At 64.4% G+C, this 15,630-nt stretch carries 18 protein-coding genes, 1 tRNA gene and 1 pseudogene; 9 read left to right on the top strand and 11 right to left on the bottom strand.

Annotation, left to right across the window (positions count from 1 at the left end; genetic code table 11):
• Window positions 1-219 (top strand): hypothetical protein (locus ABIB45_RS14200; protein ID WP_502914535.1); only part of this gene is annotated, 219 nt, incomplete at its 5' end.
• Window positions 220-342: 123 nt separating this feature from the next.
• On the opposite strand, the gene ABIB45_RS14195 is transcribed toward ABIB45_RS14200, so the two are convergent.
• Complete coding sequence (locus tag ABIB45_RS14195; protein WP_354216498.1) at window positions 343-531, bottom strand: hypothetical protein; 189 nt, start codon at window positions 529-531, stop codon at window positions 343-345.
• 313 nt (window positions 532-844) lie between these two features.
• Between ABIB45_RS14195 and ABIB45_RS14190 the strand changes: the two genes are divergently transcribed.
• A complete protein-coding gene (locus tag ABIB45_RS14190) occupies window positions 845-2,344 on the top strand; it encodes a phospholipase D family protein (RefSeq protein WP_354216497.1) in 1,500 nt (499 codons plus the stop codon).
• A 19-nt stretch (window positions 2,345-2,363) separates the two neighbouring features.
• Here ABIB45_RS14190 and ABIB45_RS14185 read toward each other — a convergent pair whose 3' ends face one another.
• Window positions 2,364-2,633, bottom strand: coding sequence for a hypothetical protein (locus ABIB45_RS14185; RefSeq protein ID WP_354216496.1), 270 nt, complete (start codon window positions 2,631-2,633; stop codon window positions 2,364-2,366).
• A 386-nt stretch (window positions 2,634-3,019) separates the two neighbouring features.
• Between ABIB45_RS14185 and ABIB45_RS14180 the strand changes: the two genes are divergently transcribed.
• The gene (locus tag ABIB45_RS14180) at window positions 3,020-3,568 is read left to right on the top strand and encodes an AMIN-like domain-containing (lipo)protein (RefSeq protein WP_354216495.1); all 549 of its coding nucleotides are present in this window, start codon (window positions 3,020-3,022) and stop codon (window positions 3,566-3,568) included.
• 209 nt (window positions 3,569-3,777) lie between these two features.
• Window positions 3,778-3,903 carry a hypothetical protein gene (locus ABIB45_RS14175; protein ID WP_354216494.1) on the top strand — a complete coding sequence of 42 codons (126 nt, stop codon included), beginning with the start codon at window positions 3,778-3,780 and terminating at the stop codon, window positions 3,901-3,903.
• Between the two features lie 365 nt (window positions 3,904-4,268).
• Here the strand turns inward: ABIB45_RS14175 and ABIB45_RS14170 are convergent, their stop codons facing one another.
• Complete coding sequence (locus ABIB45_RS14170; RefSeq protein ID WP_354216493.1) at window positions 4,269-4,616, bottom strand: hypothetical protein; 348 nt, start codon at window positions 4,614-4,616, stop codon at window positions 4,269-4,271.
• A gap of 437 nt (window positions 4,617-5,053) precedes the next feature.
• Here ABIB45_RS14170 and ABIB45_RS14165 point away from each other — a divergent pair, with 437 nt between their 5' ends.
• From ABIB45_RS14165 to ABIB45_RS14155, 3 genes are all read left to right on the top strand, one after another.
• A complete protein-coding gene (locus ABIB45_RS14165; protein WP_354216492.1) occupies window positions 5,054-5,665 on the top strand; it encodes a TasA family protein in 612 nt (203 codons plus the stop codon).
• Window positions 5,666-5,788: 123 nt separating this feature from the next.
• Window positions 5,789-6,346 carry a signal peptidase I gene (locus ABIB45_RS14160; RefSeq protein ID WP_354216491.1) on the top strand — a complete coding sequence of 186 codons (558 nt, stop codon included), beginning with the start codon at window positions 5,789-5,791 and terminating at the stop codon, window positions 6,344-6,346.
• Window positions 6,339-6,971 (top strand): Hpt domain-containing protein, encoded by a 633-nt coding sequence (locus ABIB45_RS14155; RefSeq protein ID WP_354216490.1) that lies wholly within the window; start codon window positions 6,339-6,341, stop codon window positions 6,969-6,971. Before ABIB45_RS14160 ends, ABIB45_RS14155 begins: the two co-directional genes overlap by 8 nt.
• A 229-nt stretch (window positions 6,972-7,200) precedes the next feature.
• Here ABIB45_RS14155 and ABIB45_RS14150 read toward each other — a convergent pair whose 3' ends face one another.
• The 3 genes from ABIB45_RS14150 to ABIB45_RS14140 all read right to left on the bottom strand — a co-directional run bounded on the left by ABIB45_RS14150 (window position 7,201) and on the right by ABIB45_RS14140 (window position 9,553).
• Entirely contained in the window at window positions 7,201-7,608 is a 408-nt protein-coding gene (locus ABIB45_RS14150; RefSeq protein WP_354216489.1) for a DUF6855 family protein, read from the bottom strand.
• A 240-nt stretch (window positions 7,609-7,848) separates the two neighbouring features.
• Window positions 7,849-9,120: a COG4705 family protein gene (locus tag ABIB45_RS14145; RefSeq protein WP_354216488.1), complete on the bottom strand. Its 1,272-nt coding sequence runs from the start codon at window positions 9,118-9,120 to the stop codon at window positions 7,849-7,851.
• 145 nt (window positions 9,121-9,265) lie between these two features.
• Entirely contained in the window at window positions 9,266-9,553 is a 288-nt protein-coding gene (locus tag ABIB45_RS14140) for a hypothetical protein (protein WP_354216487.1), read from the bottom strand.
• A 576-nt stretch (window positions 9,554-10,129) separates the two neighbouring features.
• Here ABIB45_RS14140 and ABIB45_RS14135 point away from each other — a divergent pair.
• Window positions 10,130-10,510, top strand: coding sequence for a DedA family protein (locus ABIB45_RS14135; RefSeq protein WP_354216486.1), 381 nt, complete (start codon window positions 10,130-10,132; stop codon window positions 10,508-10,510).
• 57 nt (window positions 10,511-10,567) lie between these two features.
• On the opposite strand, the gene ABIB45_RS14130 is transcribed toward ABIB45_RS14135, so the two are convergent.
• On the bottom strand, window positions 10,568-12,280 hold the full coding sequence (locus ABIB45_RS14130; RefSeq protein WP_354216485.1) for a glycoside hydrolase family 13 protein: 1,713 nt from the start codon (window positions 12,278-12,280) through the stop codon (window positions 10,568-10,570).
• Between the two features lie 143 nt (window positions 12,281-12,423).
• On the opposite strand from ABIB45_RS14130, the gene ABIB45_RS14125 reads away from it, so the two are divergent.
• Window positions 12,424-13,626 (top strand): ROK family protein, encoded by a 1,203-nt coding sequence (locus ABIB45_RS14125; RefSeq protein WP_354216484.1) that lies wholly within the window; start codon window positions 12,424-12,426, stop codon window positions 13,624-13,626.
• A 19-nt stretch (window positions 13,627-13,645) separates the two neighbouring features.
• Here ABIB45_RS14125 and ABIB45_RS14120 read toward each other — a convergent pair.
• The 4 genes and pseudogenes from ABIB45_RS14120 to ABIB45_RS14105 form a co-directional block, all read right to left on the bottom strand.
• Window positions 13,646-13,978, bottom strand: a pseudogene (locus ABIB45_RS14120) (Na+/H+ antiporter); the annotation flags it as partial.
• Window positions 13,979-14,143: 165 nt separating this feature from the next.
• Complete coding sequence (locus tag ABIB45_RS14115) at window positions 14,144-14,800, bottom strand: NAD(P)H-binding protein (RefSeq protein ID WP_354216482.1); 657 nt, start codon at window positions 14,798-14,800, stop codon at window positions 14,144-14,146.
• A 15-nt stretch (window positions 14,801-14,815) separates the two neighbouring features.
• Window positions 14,816-15,373 carry a dihydrofolate reductase family protein gene (locus tag ABIB45_RS14110; protein ID WP_354216481.1) on the bottom strand — a complete coding sequence of 186 codons (558 nt, stop codon included), beginning with the start codon at window positions 15,371-15,373 and terminating at the stop codon, window positions 14,816-14,818.
• A gap of 125 nt (window positions 15,374-15,498) precedes the next feature.
• A tRNA-Met gene (locus ABIB45_RS14105) sits at window positions 15,499-15,575 on the bottom strand.
• Window positions 15,576-15,630 lie beyond the last annotated feature (55 nt).

Raw genomic sequence — 15,630 nt, 5'->3', positions numbered from 1 at the left:
TCCACCGCCGCCGCACGGAAGGCCAGCACCCGCACCCTGGACGACGGCACCCCGGCGCGCTCCTACCAAGCCCTTCTCCGCCACCTCGGCACCAGAACCAGAAACACCATGAAAATGACCGGCACCACCGGCACCTTCGAGCTACTCGCCGCGCCCACCGAAACCCAGCACCAAGCCCTAAACCTCATCCACGACCACGCCACCAACCACAGAAAGTAGCCAGACACCCCAAACCAAAAGACAGGAAGATCCCCGGAAACCCGGGGATCTTCCTGTCTTAACTCACGTAACTTCAGACTAAGCGGTGTTGCTAGCAGGGTTACGCCAGCTGAGTTCATGTGGTTACTTTGCCGGTTCGCAGGACAGGGAGGATCCGTAGCGCAGCCAGCCCGGGAGGTCTCTGGTGAAGGCTTCGCGGATTGTCGGGGTGTTGGTCACGGTCCGGTCCACCCTGCCGCGGACCTCAACCTCTTCCTTGTCCCATTCGAACCACAAGTCCTCGGTCACTGCTGCCGGCGGCTGCTCAGTCATGCCTCCATGCAAGCAGGTCGGGCCGCCTATTCAAGCAGACACACCGGGGCTGCGACGAACTGCCTCCGTGGCGGCACACGCGATGAAAGTGTGGCGGACAAGCTCCGCTCCGGGTCCGGGAAATCCCGCGAATGCGCTAGTCCGTGCGCTATTTTGGAGACCGATACCAGCGGCCTGCCTCGGGCCCCGGAAGGAGCGTCGAGTGGCCGGTGATGTGAGTGCGTGGTTCTTAGGTCGCTCTGAGCGGGGAAATCTGGCCACAGACGTGCAGTCGGGTGGTGCCGGGTCGCCGTCCTGGTCGGAGGGTAACCTCGTGCGGCCCCTGGTTCATGGGGCGACTTACTTCGCCCGGCTGCATGAGGAGCTGACGGCTCTGGGTGCGGGAGACCGTGTGTGGTTCACTGACTGGCGTGGTGACGCCGACGAGCTGCTGCTGCCCGCCGGACCCACAATCGGAGAGGTCCTCGCGGGGTTGGCCCGCACCGGGGTGGAAGTGCGGGGCCTTGTCTGGAGATCCCACGGGGAACGCGTGTCCGCCCCGATCAGCGGACGGTCCAACGAGCTCCTGAGCCGTCAGGTCAATGACGCTGGCGGAGAGGTGCTCCTGGACCAGCGAGTGCGCCTGTTCGGCTCCCACCACCAAAAACTCTTCGTTATCCGCCACCGTGACGACCCGACGCGTGACGTCGCCTTCGTTGGCGGGATTGATCTATCCCACAGCCGTCGAGACGATGCCGACCACGCGGGAGATCCGCAAGCGGTGGCCATGGATCCCCGGTACGGGAAACAACCCCCGTGGCATGATGCCGCCCTCGAACTGCGTGGCCCCGTGGTGGGAGATGTCCTGGCATTGTTCGCTGAACGGTGGAACGACCCCCATCCCCTGGACCGGCACACACCGTACCGGATGCTGCTGCAACGTCTGGCCCGTATGCCCCGGCACCCCAAACCGCTTCCGGCCACTGCTCCGCCGCCCCCACCTGCGGGCCCGCATGCCGTGCAGCTGCTCCGCACCTACGGTATGAAACAGCCCCCATTCCCGTTCGCACCTGACGGGGAGCGGAGCATCGCCCGCGCCTACGCGAAAGCCTTCTCCCGCGCCCGGTCCCTGATCTACATCGAGGACCAGTACCTGTGGTCCACAGAAGTCACCGCCGGGATCGCGGAGGCCCTCCAGCAGAACCCCGATTTGAACGTGATCGCCGTCGTGCCCCGTTACCCCGACACGGACGGTCTTCTCGGAGGGCCACCCAAGCGGATCGGGCAGCTGCGCGCCATGAGAATGCTGCACCGGATTGCGCCCGACAGGGTCGGCGTGTTCGATCTGGAGAACAACGCGGGAACTCCTATCTACGTCCACGCCAAGATCTGTATCATCGATGACACCTGGTTCACCTGCGGCTCAGACAACTTCAACCGCCGATCCTGGACCACTGACAGCGAACTCACCTGCGCCGTACTCGACACCACTGCCCATGGCCAGGATGAGTCCGCAGACACCGGCCAATATGGTTACCGTCCGCTGGCACTAGGGTTCCGGCTCCAGCTCTGGGCCGAACACCTGGGCCTGGACCAGAACGACCCCCGCCTCCACGACCCGGCGTCCGCGCTCAAACTGTGGAACACCACCGCCGAGGCCCTGGACCACTGGCACGATACTGGCCGCCGTTCGCCCCGTCCCACCGGGCAGGTGCGACGCCACACCCCAGAACCCGTGCCGCCCCTCCAGCGAATCTGGGCGGAGCCGCTCAGCCGCTTCGTAGTGGACCCGGACGGCCGCCCCCGCCGGCTACGCGGCACCACACAGTTTTAGCAAGCATGCCGATCATAAACTACCCTGGGATGCTGAAGAAGCTTTTCGGGTCGCCGGTGCCCGGCAGGATGTGGTGGAAGACGATGGCATCCACCGGTCGGGTGTCCACGAAGAGCACCGCCACGGTCCGGGAGTGGACCACCCTGTACCGTACGGGCCCGTCCATCCAGGAGTGGATTCCGGTGTACTCGGCAACCTCTAGCCCGTCACCGAGCAGTCCCCGCTCCGAGAGCAGGTCGTCGACAAGATTCCAGGCGCGATCCAAGAGATCCTCGATCGCTGCTTCCACTGTGGAGCCGTCATAAGGCAATGGTCCTCCGGGGCACCGACAGGATTGCGGAGCCAGCCCGCGTGTCCCTGGCACCGGACCATCCAATGTGGACTGGTGGGCCAGGGGACGCGAGTCTAAAGCCATCTACCCGGGAGCGCCTGGCCGCAGATGACGGCGCTGTTTTCGTGTCCTGGTGTCGTTACCCGGCATAACGGCGGGGTCCAGAAACGGCCCCGGAACGGTTACGGAGGGCGCCAAAAAACCCCTTGGATGTACGTGGGCGTGATACGGCGGGGGTGTTCCTCACGGTTCCGCGCCGAAGCGGCCACAACCCTCGTTTCCAGCATCCGGCACCCCTAGTCTTGAGCTATCCAACCGCACCACTCCTCTGAATGGCACCCACAATGAAAAAACTCCTCCTCTGGCTCACGGCGCTCCTCGCGGCCGTTGGGCTGGGCATCCTGGCACCGGGGCCCGCTTCGGCAGCCACTTCATATTGCGGTCTCAAATGGGGATCTCTGGCTACAACCGCGCCTGAGATGAGCACCGCATCCGTCACCAACGTCCGGACGGGGCAGCAGTACTGCTTCGACCGGATGGTGGTTGACCTAAACGGCCCCGCAAAGGGCTACACCGTCCGGTACGTCCCGGAGATCATTCAGGACGGCTCTGGCTTTACCATTCCGGTGCAGGGCAACGCACGCCTGCAGGTCACCGTGAACGCACCCTCCCACGACAGCAATGGCAACGTCACCTACAGCCCGGCCGCGAAGGCCGAGCTGTCCAACGTGGCCGGCTACCAGACCTTCCGGCAAGTGGTTTACGCCGGGAGCTTCGAGGGTTACACCAGCATTGGCCTGGGCGTCCGTGCCCGGCTGCCCTTCCGGGTCTTCACCCTGGACGGGCCAGGGGCCGGTTCCCGGCTTATAGTAGACGTGGCCCACTCCTGGTGATGAAACCCAAAAGGTGCCGTACCCCGCTGATCCGGAGTGCGGCACCTTTTGAGTGCGTGCCGCCACCAAAGTCCACTCCGTGACCATCGGTGCCGGGGTGTCTTGCTTCAGGGTCTCGCCGCGGAAGAACCCGGGCCGCCACACCGCCTTCATGCTCCCGGCATGAGCGACTAACCAGCCGAAAGGCTGCCCAGCCCCTCGAATGAGTCATGGATACGGTCTCGTCGCTGGTCCTGATTGTCGGTGCGGCTTTCGATTGGATCGACTTGACGGTATTCGTACTCGTGCGGCTGCGCCGTCGCCGCCGCCGGAACGGGTCCTCGCTGGTAGCCTAGGCTTCCCCTCGCGCTGAACCCGACAGCAAACATCCCCACAAGCCCTGGCGGCGTGTCCGCACCCTAACAGGCCAGGCCCCGGCGCGACGCAGGTTAGCTTCCTGGCGGTCTGCCACGGGGGCGCACGAAACCAGACTCAGGGTCAGGGCAAGCACCGCCCACGCGGCAAAGGGCTGTTTCGAAGGCATCGGACCATCACTAGTCAACTCACTTGCCAAGCCTCCTCACGGTACCGTCAGTCCCTGAAAGCCTGCCGGTCCCTCATCGGCAAGCTTTGTTGGTTTCTGGCCGAGTCGCGGCCTACTCGGCCTGGAACGCCTTCGTCACTTTGAGAGGAATATTCGTGGTGAGCAGAGTGTGGAGGGCTAATCGCAGACGGTGATAGGCACACTGGTACTTGACCAGGCAGTGGACGATGTCCGGTATTGAGCGTCGATGGAGTATCCCCAGCCTTTGGCCGCATTGTTGCTGGAATATGACCCCACGGGCGTGAGGGTCGTAGCGGACTGCGTGACCCCACCCGCGTTCCAGACGGTGAGCACATAATCGGTGGCTTTCTCGACTGTTCCGTGGCCGGTCACCGTGATGTTCATGCGGTACTTGCCACTGGCGCCGATCGGCGTGCACGAGGGGACGACGATGTTTCCTGTGGGGGCGGCGAGCGTGTATGTCCCGACTGACGTGGTTCCAGCGTTGAGAGTACGTGAGAACACTGCATTCGCGGCAGGTGCGCCGGCGAGCAGGCACGCAGTAATTGCACAGGCAAGCATGATCTGCCACCGCTGTCGTAAGCCCTTCTTATGCCGCAATTCTGTCCTTCCCAACCGTTGGGTTGTGCCGCATGTTGCGCACCTTCCCCCGGCTCTTCGACAACTTTTCAGCATGGGTCTCAAGAAATGATCAAGACACCGTCAGCTTGGCAACAATTCCCCTGGAAGATGATGTGACCTGAAGCACAGAAATCTGAACCGACGCTGATATGGCGCTGACCTGCGAAGACTCTGAAAGATTTAGTTGATTGATTCTTGATCGACGCCGTGGTGATTCCTTGATTCTTCAACTGCAAAGTGGAACCCAGACAGGCCGAAGGGTCTGAATCAAGCCACGGCCAGCCCAATGAGGGAAGGCCTGTCACGAAAAGGATTCCGTCTTGGGCATCGCCTTGAAAACCACCACCAGCAAGATCATCGCTTCCGTCGCACTGGTCGGCACCGCCGCCGCCGTTGCCGGTCTGGGTACATACGGTGCCTTCACAGGCACCACGTCCGCCAGCCAGGCCGTCACCGCCGGCACCGTCAACATCGCCCTGGCCGCAGCCGGTGTTGATAACACCCTGAACGTTCCCGTCACCGGCCTGCTGCCCGGCGACAAGGTCGAGAAGCTCGTGAAGCTCACCAACACCGGAAACTCGTCCCTGAACAACATCACCTTGGACACCTCTGCCGGAGTCACCGGATCACTCCTTACCTCTGAACTGGTGAACGGCCTTCAGCTGACCATCGAGAACTGCAGCACCGCCTGGACCGGTACGGCCGCGCCGTACACCTGCGCGGGAGGTTCGACCATCGTTCTGGCCAGTTCCCCGATCCTCACCGTGACCCCCAAGACCCTGGCTAACCTCTCCTCGCTGGCTTCAGCCCAGACTGACAACCTGAAGGTCACCACGGCGCTGCCGGGCTCCGCGCCGAACGCGCTCCAGGGCCTGACCAGCACCATCGGGTTCACGTTCACCGCAACCCAGCGCACCGCCACCACCAAGTAGCGTCCAGCACCATCTCCGGAACGAGGACCCGCTCATGAGCACTGCCATCAAATTCACCTCATTCCCCATCCGGGTGAAGCGCGGTCGCATCGTGTTGCGGGATCTCGTTCCGGTTCAAGGCCGGTGAGCCGGATTCTGCGCCGCTCGGCGTCGTTCCTGACCACCGCACTTCTTGTCCTGTCCGTGGCAGCATTCCTGATGCTGGCCATTGGCCCCCGACTGTCCGGCTACCAGACCTCGACGATGCTGACCGGATCCATGTCCCCACTGATCAACCCCGGCGACGTGGTCGTGACCAGGCCAGTTCCTGTCGATGAGATTCGGGCCGGCGACATCATCACGTACGGCATTCCCGTCGAAGACCGTCGAATCGAGACCCATCGGGTCACCTCAGCGACGGTGAACCCTGACGGGACCACTGCCGTGCAGACCAAAGGCGATGCCAACAATGGCCTCGATCCGTGGATTGCAACCATCAACGGCACCTCGGTTGACCGCCACGTTCTCACCATCCCTTATGCTGGCCACGCGATCCGGGCCTTACGCGAACCCGTCGTTCTGAACATCCTTATGTACGGCGCCCCGGCGGTGCTCGTTGTCAGCCTGCTCTCGAGTATCTGGGGCAAGAAGCCCGAGACACAGGCCCCAAAAGAATCGCCGGAGGTAGAAGCTCTTGCCTGAGCGAGTCCGGACTCTGCTTCACTTTGACCGGATACGCGAACTGGCCGACCAGCTGGACAGCCCTACCGAAACGCTGAAGTTCCTGGAGATCTACCTTCAAATGCTGCCGGGCCGACTGGAGCGAATTCTCCGCGGGATACGGGAAGGCGACGCAGACGCTTCCCATGACGCCGTACTAAGCCTGAAGGTCGCATCATCCATGACCGGCGCTCTCAGCGCGGAAGCCTGCTGCCTGGAACTGGAGACCCTGGTCCGCGACCGGCGGTTCAAGCTTGCCACCGTGAGCTCCAGGCGGCTGCTCTCCGAGGTGACCGCCCTCTACCAAGCCGCTCCCGCGCTTCTTCTGGAAGCAAAGAGGGACCTGCACGGCATCGCTGCTGACCGAACGGGCCTGATGGCAGATCCCCTTGGCCCGGGGTCCTTTCGATACAGTCAGTTGTGTCAGTCCGATGTCGCTGGTGAAGGCCGCCCTCCCGCTGCCCTGCACACGGGGGGCATCGGTCCTGTCCACGTTTGGGGGCAATTCGGGTTACCACGGCTGGATTTTTTGGAGCCATGGGGAAAGCTCCCTTCGGCAGTCGTAGCAGTGGATAACCACTACGGAATTGTCCCCGGTTGTGGGTAGTTGTTCACTCCATCGGTGACAGGTTGAAGGGGAGGAGGTTAAACATCGCCTTGCGGAGCGCTTCATTACGACCATGCACGACCAAGACGGAGCGAGTATCACTCGGGATGTTCAATGAGGTTCTCCTCGTGAGTATCCGACTCACCCTCGGGTGGGGACATCGCTGGTCGGGAGCGAAAGCGCTCGACCGCTGCGAGAAAGTCCGGGGCAGGCTCCGGGATATCAGGGTTTAGGCAGGCAGTGCCCGGACAGTGTTGTTGCGCTTCTCGTGCGTGAGTTCGGCCCGGCCTAGTGCCTCCAGGAGTGGAGGAATGTACATTCCGAACCGGCCCCGATAGCCCTTCCGCGGCCCGTACCATCCGCCCACGGGGTTGGCACTGTCCCTGCCCCAGGCCTCGACACTGCCGTCCGTCGCGGGCTGATTCTCATCCGCAGCCCCGAGCGGAACCCAGTCGCCCTGTTCGAGCAACCATGAGTGAAGGTCCTCAATGGCCTGGACGTGATACTTCAGCGTGGTGGTCCCGACCTGGCACACCAATGCTGGCGGATCTGACTCCGGATCCCGATACATTGTGTATTCAGAGGACCCCGGGGCCGTCACCAGCTTCCACGGATCATCCTTAGTTCCCTCACCCACGACGCCACCGGCCTTCCATGACTGTTATGGAATCTTCAGCCTATGACCCAGCACCAATCGCGCAAACAGTTGGAAGCGGTCCGGAAACCAGACGACTGAGGGGAGCTAGCCCGAAAGGGAGCAGGCCAGCAGCGGCTGCTTCACAGCGTAACTGGGCAGATCCCGGCCAGGCTGGCCGGAAGGGTGCGGCCCATACTAGGGCTCGTTAGTTCTGCGTTGACTTTAGCCTTCGTGGGCTGGTTATGCGCCGCCGAGGGTCGTGAGGAGGTCATTCAAGACTTTCTGTTCTGTCCCCGGATTGGGGGTGCGCGATCGGACTGCGGACAGGACAGGATCGATCTGCTTATCGATGTAGGTCCATGCGGCGCAGTCGGTGGCGTTCAGCGCATGTTGGTTCTCGTCCCAGGAGGTCTCGAGGTCGGTGGCGCGGGCCGCAGCCGCGGCCTGGTCATCCTTTTCGACGAGTGCGAGGGTGTCGGAGGTGATGGTTCGGAACTCGGCAATGTTCGAGGCCGGGAAGTGTCCCTGTGCTGCCGATCGGGCCTCAGCCTGGGTCAGCCCGGCAGAGCCGGCACCACAGCTCGGTGCGGCGGTCTTCTCGGCGACCGGGCTCGTGTGCGGGACGCTGTTGGTGTAGGCGAGGAGCGCGACGGTGGCGACCGCGACTGCGGCGAGGATGCCCAGCGCGGTTCGCTGGCGGCCGGGGGGCGCGTCCGGGGCTGACTTCTCGGATGCGTGTTCGACGACGTCGGCTTTGCTGATCGAGAGATATACGACGGTGGCGAGGATCGCGGTGACGAAGATGATGCTCGTCAAAAGAGTGCCAAGGCCCACCCCGCCCTCGGCGGGTGTGAGGCCGAGCCAATCGCCGATGTTCGCGCCGAGGGGGCGGGTAAGGATGTAGGCGATCCAGAAGGCGAGTACAGGGTTGGCGCCGAAAAGCCAGAGGGCGGTGACGACGCCGATGAGGACCAGGGGCAGCAGGATCGAGATGCCAGGTCCCCATCCGGTGAGCTCCAGAGTCCAGTCACCCAGGCCCGTGCCGAGGGCGAAGGTCACCAGAACGGCGAGCCAGTAAAAGGCTTCACGGGGGCCGGTGACGATGCTGTGGATGGAGAGGGTTCGTTCTTTGCTGAACCAGATGGCGAAGACGACGGCGAGCCCTGCCGAGAACACACCGGCGCTGACCCAAAGGGGCACACCGGCCTCGTCGATGAGGAGGTCAGTATAAAGGGTTCCGGTGATGCTCATCACGACGACGGTCAGCCAGTACGCGCCCGGGAGATAGCGCCGGAGACGCATCTGAACCGCGAGCACGACAGCAGTGACAACGGTGAAGATGATTGCCGTTGAGACGAGGCCGACTCCGAGCTCTACGTTAATGAAGTCAGCGAAGGTCTCTCCCACTGTGGTGCAGAGGATCTTGATGATCCAGAACCAGATCGTGATCTCGGGGACCTTGCTCAACAGCGGCTTGGTTGAGGGCGGGGATGTCATCTCTCGTGTACTCATGAACTGCACCTTCCAGTCGGCGCTAAAGCGGAACTGCGAAAGGATGCAGCCCGGTTGAAAAATCTCACATGACCCATAAAATAGCCCCGGTGCCGCGCGGGCCTCCGGCGCCGGGGATCTTCGTCACGGCCCCCGTGTGGTGTTGCTATGGGCCTCCGGGGGCGTCTACGGGGTCGGTAAAGTCACCGGTCTGCTCGTCGTTTGGGCCGGAATCACCGGGTGCTTCCGGCGCGTCGGCGGGATCTGGTACCTCGGCGGCGTCCGGGGCGTCCGCGACGTCACCGGAGGCGGGTTCCTCGGCTGTGACGGACTGGGTGGTCACCGGCGCAGGTGTTGCAGCATTCGCGGCCCCAAGGCCGACACCGGCCAGGCCGAGAATGCCTGCACTTGCGAGGAGGACTTTTGTCCTGGTTTTGAGGTCTTTGACGCTCATATCCTGTTCCTTCCGTGGCGTACCGTTTTACCGGCTGGGCCTCCCGGTGCGGGCGGTCATGATCCAGTGTGCCGGATAACCCTGAGAGCAACCTTGGCGAGTTGGTGGCATTTCCCGTCCTTACGCGTTTCCACGGCCTTCCTGTCGCCGACCGGCTCGCCCACGACGATGGGCAGTGCGGCGATGAGAGGCTCTACACCGCCGGCGTGTTCCTGCTATTGCCGGGCTCTGCCCCGGCCTGCGGACCTCGAGGTTCGCTGATGGCCGGCGGTGTTCCCCGACACGCCTCCAACTGCCGTGGCGGACCGGGGCATATGGGGCACATGCGCCCCCTCGTACACGCACCGGAACTGATGGCCCGCCCGCTCACTGGGTGTTGCCCCCGTGGCTGGATCCGAACGAGTTCCTGCGCGACCCCGCTCTCGGGCCGTGGGTGATTGTCATCGTCTGTGCTTTCCTGTTCATCGAAACCGGGCTGCTCGTCGGCTTCTTTCTGCCCCAGGGATTCGCTGCTGTTCACCGCCGGCCTCCTCGTCTCCACCGGAACCATCCAAGTGAACATCCTGGTCCTGGCGGGTGCCGCGTTCGCCGCTGCCTTCCGCCGGCGACCAGACGGGCTACCTGATTGGGCGGAAGGCCGGGCCGGCTGTCTTCAACAAACCCGGTTCCCGGCTGATGCGCCGCGAATACGTCGACAAAGCCCACGGCTTCTTCGAAAAATACGGCCGCCGATCAGTCGTCCTGGCCCGCTTCGTGCCCACCGTCCGCACCTTCCTCCCTGTCACGGCCGGAGTCGCCACGATGACTTACCGGTCCTTCATAGCCTTCAACGCCATCGGCGCGAACAGCGTGATCCCCGCGGCCAGCGCGGCCTCGACGGCGGCAGCCGCCTCGTCCACATGGCCGGCACCATGGGGCTCATCGGACCAGCTGCCGCCCAGGCCCATGCATCCGTAGATGAGTTCCTGCGTCAGGAACGCCGGTCCGGGACAACAGACCATACTGACAGTGGCATCAGCGCATCCATACAGTGCTGTTGGCGGCCAGCTTGCCGTCTTCGAGCGGAGCACTGCCGACCAGGACGGTCCCGGCCGGCAGGTCCACGGCGGTGTCCCCGAAGTTCGTGACGGACTGCCAGCCGCCCGGACGGCTGAAGTGCAGGACCTCCGGATTACCGGTCTCTAGCCACCGCAACTCCTCGGCGGCCAGCAGTTCGCGGCGCAGCGTCAGGGCAGTCCGGTACAGCTCCAGAGTGGAGTCTTTGGTGCCGTCCTGGGCCTCCACGGCGTACTTGCTGAACCAGTCCGGCTGCGGCAGGTGCGCGCCGTCCTCGCCAAAGCCGAATGAGGTTCCCTCAACCTTCCAGGGCAGCGGTACGCGGCAGCCGTCGCGACCGATCTCCACACCCTTGTTCCGGTAGAAGGCGGGGTCCTGGCGTTCGGCGTCGGGAATTTCCGTCACTTCCTGCAGGCCCAGTTCCTCCCCCTGGTAGAGGTAGGCGGAACCCGGCACGGCGAGCATCAGCAGGGTTGCGGCGCGGGCGCGGCGCTCGCCGAGCACCACATCCAGGTCCTCCTTGGGCCCGCCGGCGAGCAACCAGTCCTTGCCATCCTGGCCCTTGGCGTGCTGCTTGCCTTTGGAAACCTGCGGCAGGCCATAGCGGGTTGCATGCCGGACGACGTCGTGGTTGGAGAAAACCCAGGTGGAGGACGCGCCGGTGGCAGCGGCTTCGGCCAGGTTGCGGGTGATGATTTCGCGGAACTCCCCGGCGTCGAAGTCGGCCTGGAGCAGGTCGAAGTTGAACGCCTGGCCGAGGCCTTCGGGGCTGGCGTAACGGGCCCGACGGGTGGCGTGGACCCAGGCTTCGGCGACGGCGGTGCGCGGCGGGTTGTATTCGTTGAACACTTCGCGCCACTCGACGTAGATGTCGTGGACCTCGTCGCGGTCCCAGAACGGGTGCGAGCCGTCGTCGAAACCGTCCTCCACCTGGCCCTCCCGGGCCAGTTCCAGCTTGGAGAGCAGCGGCTCGGTGAGGTTCTTGGTGAGGGCATGGGCCACGTCCACGCGGAAGCCGTCCACGCCGCGGTCGGACCAGAAGCGCAGGGTCTTCAGGAAGTCGTCACGGATTTCCCGGTTGGCCCAGTTCAGGTCCGGCTGCTCCTTCGCGAAGATGTGCAGGTACCACTGGCCGGGGGTCCCGTCCGGTTCGGTGATGCGCTCCCACGCGGGGCCGCCGAACACGGAGTCCCAGTCCGACGGCGGCAGGTCGCCGTTTTCGCCCAGCCCGTCCCGGAAGATGTATCGAGCGCGGGCTGCTGAACCCCGCGGTGCGGCGAGGGCTTCCTTGAACCACTCGTGCCGGTTCGAGGAGTGGTTCGGGACGATGTCGGCAATCAGCTTGAGGCCGGCCGTGTGGAGGGCCTTGGCCATCTCGTCGAAGTCCGCCAGCGTTCCGAGCATGGGGTCCACGTTCCGGTAGTCGTCCACGTCGTAGCCGCCGTCGGCAAGGGCTGACGGGTAGAACGGGCTCAGCCACACGGCGTCGATCCCCAATGCTTTCAAGTACGGGACCTTGGCCGTGATGCCCTTGATGTCACCCAGGCCGTCACCGTTCGAATCCGAGAAACTGCGCGGGTAGATCTGGTAAACCGCAGCCTGGCGCCACCAGTTGGGATCGGCCGCGGGATGTGCGTCGGACAGGGTTGCCAGCGTGGCGGTAGTGGACAAAAGAAGATTCCTGTTCGTTCGGTTGGTGTGTTCCTGCCGGCGGAAAGATCTGGCTATTCTACGACTCATGCTGAATATTTATATTGGATCTAAATTTAGTTCTTCAACTATTATCTGACGGAAAGCGTAAGGAGGTCAACACCATGCCTGAAGTGTCTTCGGCGAGCCCCCAGCTGCTGCGGCGTGTGAGCGCGGGAGCAGTGCTGGACTTTCTGCGCTCTGCAGATGCCGTGACGGTCACGGACGTCATGGCTGCCACTGGGCTCACCCGGGCCACGGCCATTTCGGTGTGCGAAGACCTCATGCAGCGCGGCTGGATCCGGGAACTGGATAATCAGCGGGTCTTCGGCGCCTACCGGAAGGGCAGGCCTGCCCGGCGGTTTGAACTCAACGAGCTGGCCGGCTACGTCCTGGGCATGGACGTGGGCATCTCCAAGGCCACCGTTGTGGTGTCCGATCTCCGCGGGACAGCACTCAGCCGGGCCAGCCAGGCGTTTGCCGAAGCCGACATCTCAGCCGCGGAACGCATCGCAGTAATTGACCGCACCGCCGTGAAGGCCCTGCAGAAGGCGGGCGCCACGCCGGAATCAGTCCTCGCCGTCTGCGCCGGCATCGCAGCGCCGGTGGACCGCCACGGGGATGTGCTGGCGAACCAGCACTTCTGGGGACTGTTCGACGTCGGGCTGAAGTCTGCGCTGCGGGACCTGCACGGCTGGACGGTTCTGCTGGAGAACGACGCGAACCTGGCCGCGCTCGGTGACCGCTGGAAAGGTGCCGCTGCCGGCGTGGACGACGTCGCGGTCATTCTCGCCAGCGAGCGCCTCGGTTCAGGAGTGATCGACGGCGGGCGGCTGCTGCACGGCCGCGACGGCGGCGCCGGCGAGCTCGCGTTCCTCGAGATGGTGGAGGGCGTCGGAGACACGTACGGCATCGCCGCGGTTGCCAGGATATGGGCAGCCGAAGCCCTCGCCGGCGGGGCCAAAACATCGCTCCGCGAGTTTGCCGCCGGGGGCGCAGAGGCCGAGCACGTCTTTGCAGCCGCAGCCGGCGGCGATGCGGTGGCACTGACGATCCTGGCACGGCTGGCAGACCGGATGGCCCGGGTCATCGGGGCTGTAGCCACCATCCTCAACCCCGAACTGGTGGTGATCGGGGGCGCGGTGGCCAACTCCGCCGGAGTACTGCTTGAGCCAATCATGAAACAGCTGACGGAGTTCACCGTCACTCCCCCGCGGGTGGCCGTCTCACCGCTGGGTGATTCGATCGTGACGGTGGGCGCCATCCGGTGCGCCCTGGACTACGTGGAGAAACATTCCCTCGAGCTGGAGCTGGCAGCGCAACCCTAGAGCTCCTCCGGCGGCAACGCTACTCCGGCAGGATCATGGTCCGAAGGTCCAGTTGACGCAGCACCCTGTCCGCCACCTCGGGGTCCACGTCAGGTTCGTTGCGTGCCAGCACCACTTCCTGCCGGGCAGCATCCAGGGCGATGGTCTGGACCGCGATGGCCAGGCCGCGTCCACGGACCCTGAGGTCATCCACGCTTTCGTTCCGGAGGCTGCCATCCTGGGGATCGGCATGCAGGCGGCCCATTTTCTCCCGCACCAGGGCCACCTTTTCGGGCGGCAGGTCCTTCATCAGGTCATGCTGCTTCAGTGCCGTCAGGGCAGCAGCCTGTGCCCGCTGGGCCAGGACACGGGCAGGCACAGCCCGACGGCCACCACTGTGGCCAGCAAAAGTCCGATGATGAGCGCCAACTGATCCATGTGCCTGCTTCCCCGGCGAGGCGGCATTTCCCGCGGTCCGGCGGGAGGCGCCCGGCGCCGGATTAAGTTTATCGGGCCGGAGGCGCATTCCGGCCGTTTGCTAGGGCTGAGGTTCCAGCGCCGCTGCGATGGGCAGTGTGCCGTCCCGGAATTCGATGGTCCGCCCGGCCATTCCGGGCAGGTCCAGCACCGCTGCGGCCACGCCGGCAGTGTTGCTGCGGGAGGTTGCCCCGTTAAGGTCGCGCGGCGGGTCCACCTCGATCAGGCCGCTGGCCGGCTGCTCCGTCAAAGACCCCGGGCCCAGGACGGTCCAGGCCAGTTTGGTGCCGCGCAGGTATTCATCCGCTGCGGCTTTGGCCTCAGCATAGGCGAAGAAGGAGTTGTCCGCCGGGACGCCGTGGTCCGGCCCTGCGCCGAGGTAAGAGACCATGACATAACGCCCGACGCCGGCCTCCGCGGCCGCGTCCATTGACCGGATCGCGGCGTCCCGGTCCACCGCGTACGTCCGGGCGGGATTGCCTCCCCCGGCCCCGGCTGACCAGACCACCGCGTCGTGGCCGCTGATCGCGCCTGCGATGGCCGCAGTCGTCGCGCTTTCAACGTCAAGGACCGACGGCGTTGCTCCCGTTGCCTCGACATCCGCGGCATGGTCCGGGTTGCGGATGATCGAGGTGACGCTATGGCCTTGTGCGGTGAGGAGGGTGGACAGGTGGAGGGCCACTTTGCCGTGGCCGCCGATGATGGCGATGCGGGTCATGCTTCCCATTCTGCATCAGGAGAGCGTGCGGTAGTTCAGGTAGACCACGCCGTTGCCGAATTTGTGCTCCGCCAGGAGTTCAAGCCTCAGGCCCAGGCCGTCGGGCAGGAACCGCAGGCCCCCTCCCACCACCACCGGGTTGAGGAAGATCTGGTATTCGTCCACCAGGCCCGCCTCGATGGCCGCGGCAGCCAAGGTGGGCCCGCCAATGCCCAGGGGTTTGCTGCTGGTCTCCTTGAGCCGCCGGACCGCTTCCGGATCAAACCGCGATTCGACGGTGGTCCGTTTGGTCCTGGGCTGCGTAAGGGTGGTGGAGTAGACAACCTTGTCTGCCGCCTGCCAAATCCGGGCAAAGTCCTGTATCACGGGCGGACTGTCGGCAGTGCCCATCGTCTCCCAGACTTCCATCACCGCGTACATGCGGCGGCCAATGAGGAATGTGCCGACATCCCGGTCGAGGTCGTTGACGAACCCGTGGACTTCCTCGTTCGGCGCCGCCCAGTCAAAGTTGCCGTCGCGGTCCGCCACATACCCGTCGAGGGACGCGATGCCTGAGTAGATGAGCTTGCCCATGCGCCCATTGTGCCGCCACCGCCCTCGGTTGGGTAGGCCGCCTGTGTCGGCCGCCCCGTCGAGGTGTGAGCTCTCGGCGGGCAAAGAAAAGGACCCCGTGGGCGCGTAGCCTGCGGGGTCCTGCCTGGTAGCGGTGGGGAGGCTCGATCTCCCGACCTCACGATTATGAGTCGTGCGCTCTAACCAACTGAGCTACACCGCCACGAATGAGAAAAACCTGCGTCATGCCGGTCAAAAACCGCCTTGACGCAGGCCCT

Origin of the sequence: Arthrobacter sp. UYCo732, from assembly GCF_040547265.1 — a bacterium.
In the GTDB taxonomy this organism is placed as follows: domain Bacteria; phylum Actinomycetota; class Actinomycetes; order Actinomycetales; family Micrococcaceae; genus Arthrobacter.
Note: the sequence above shows the minus strand (reverse complement) of the source record. Positions and strands in the feature narration are given on the sequence as shown.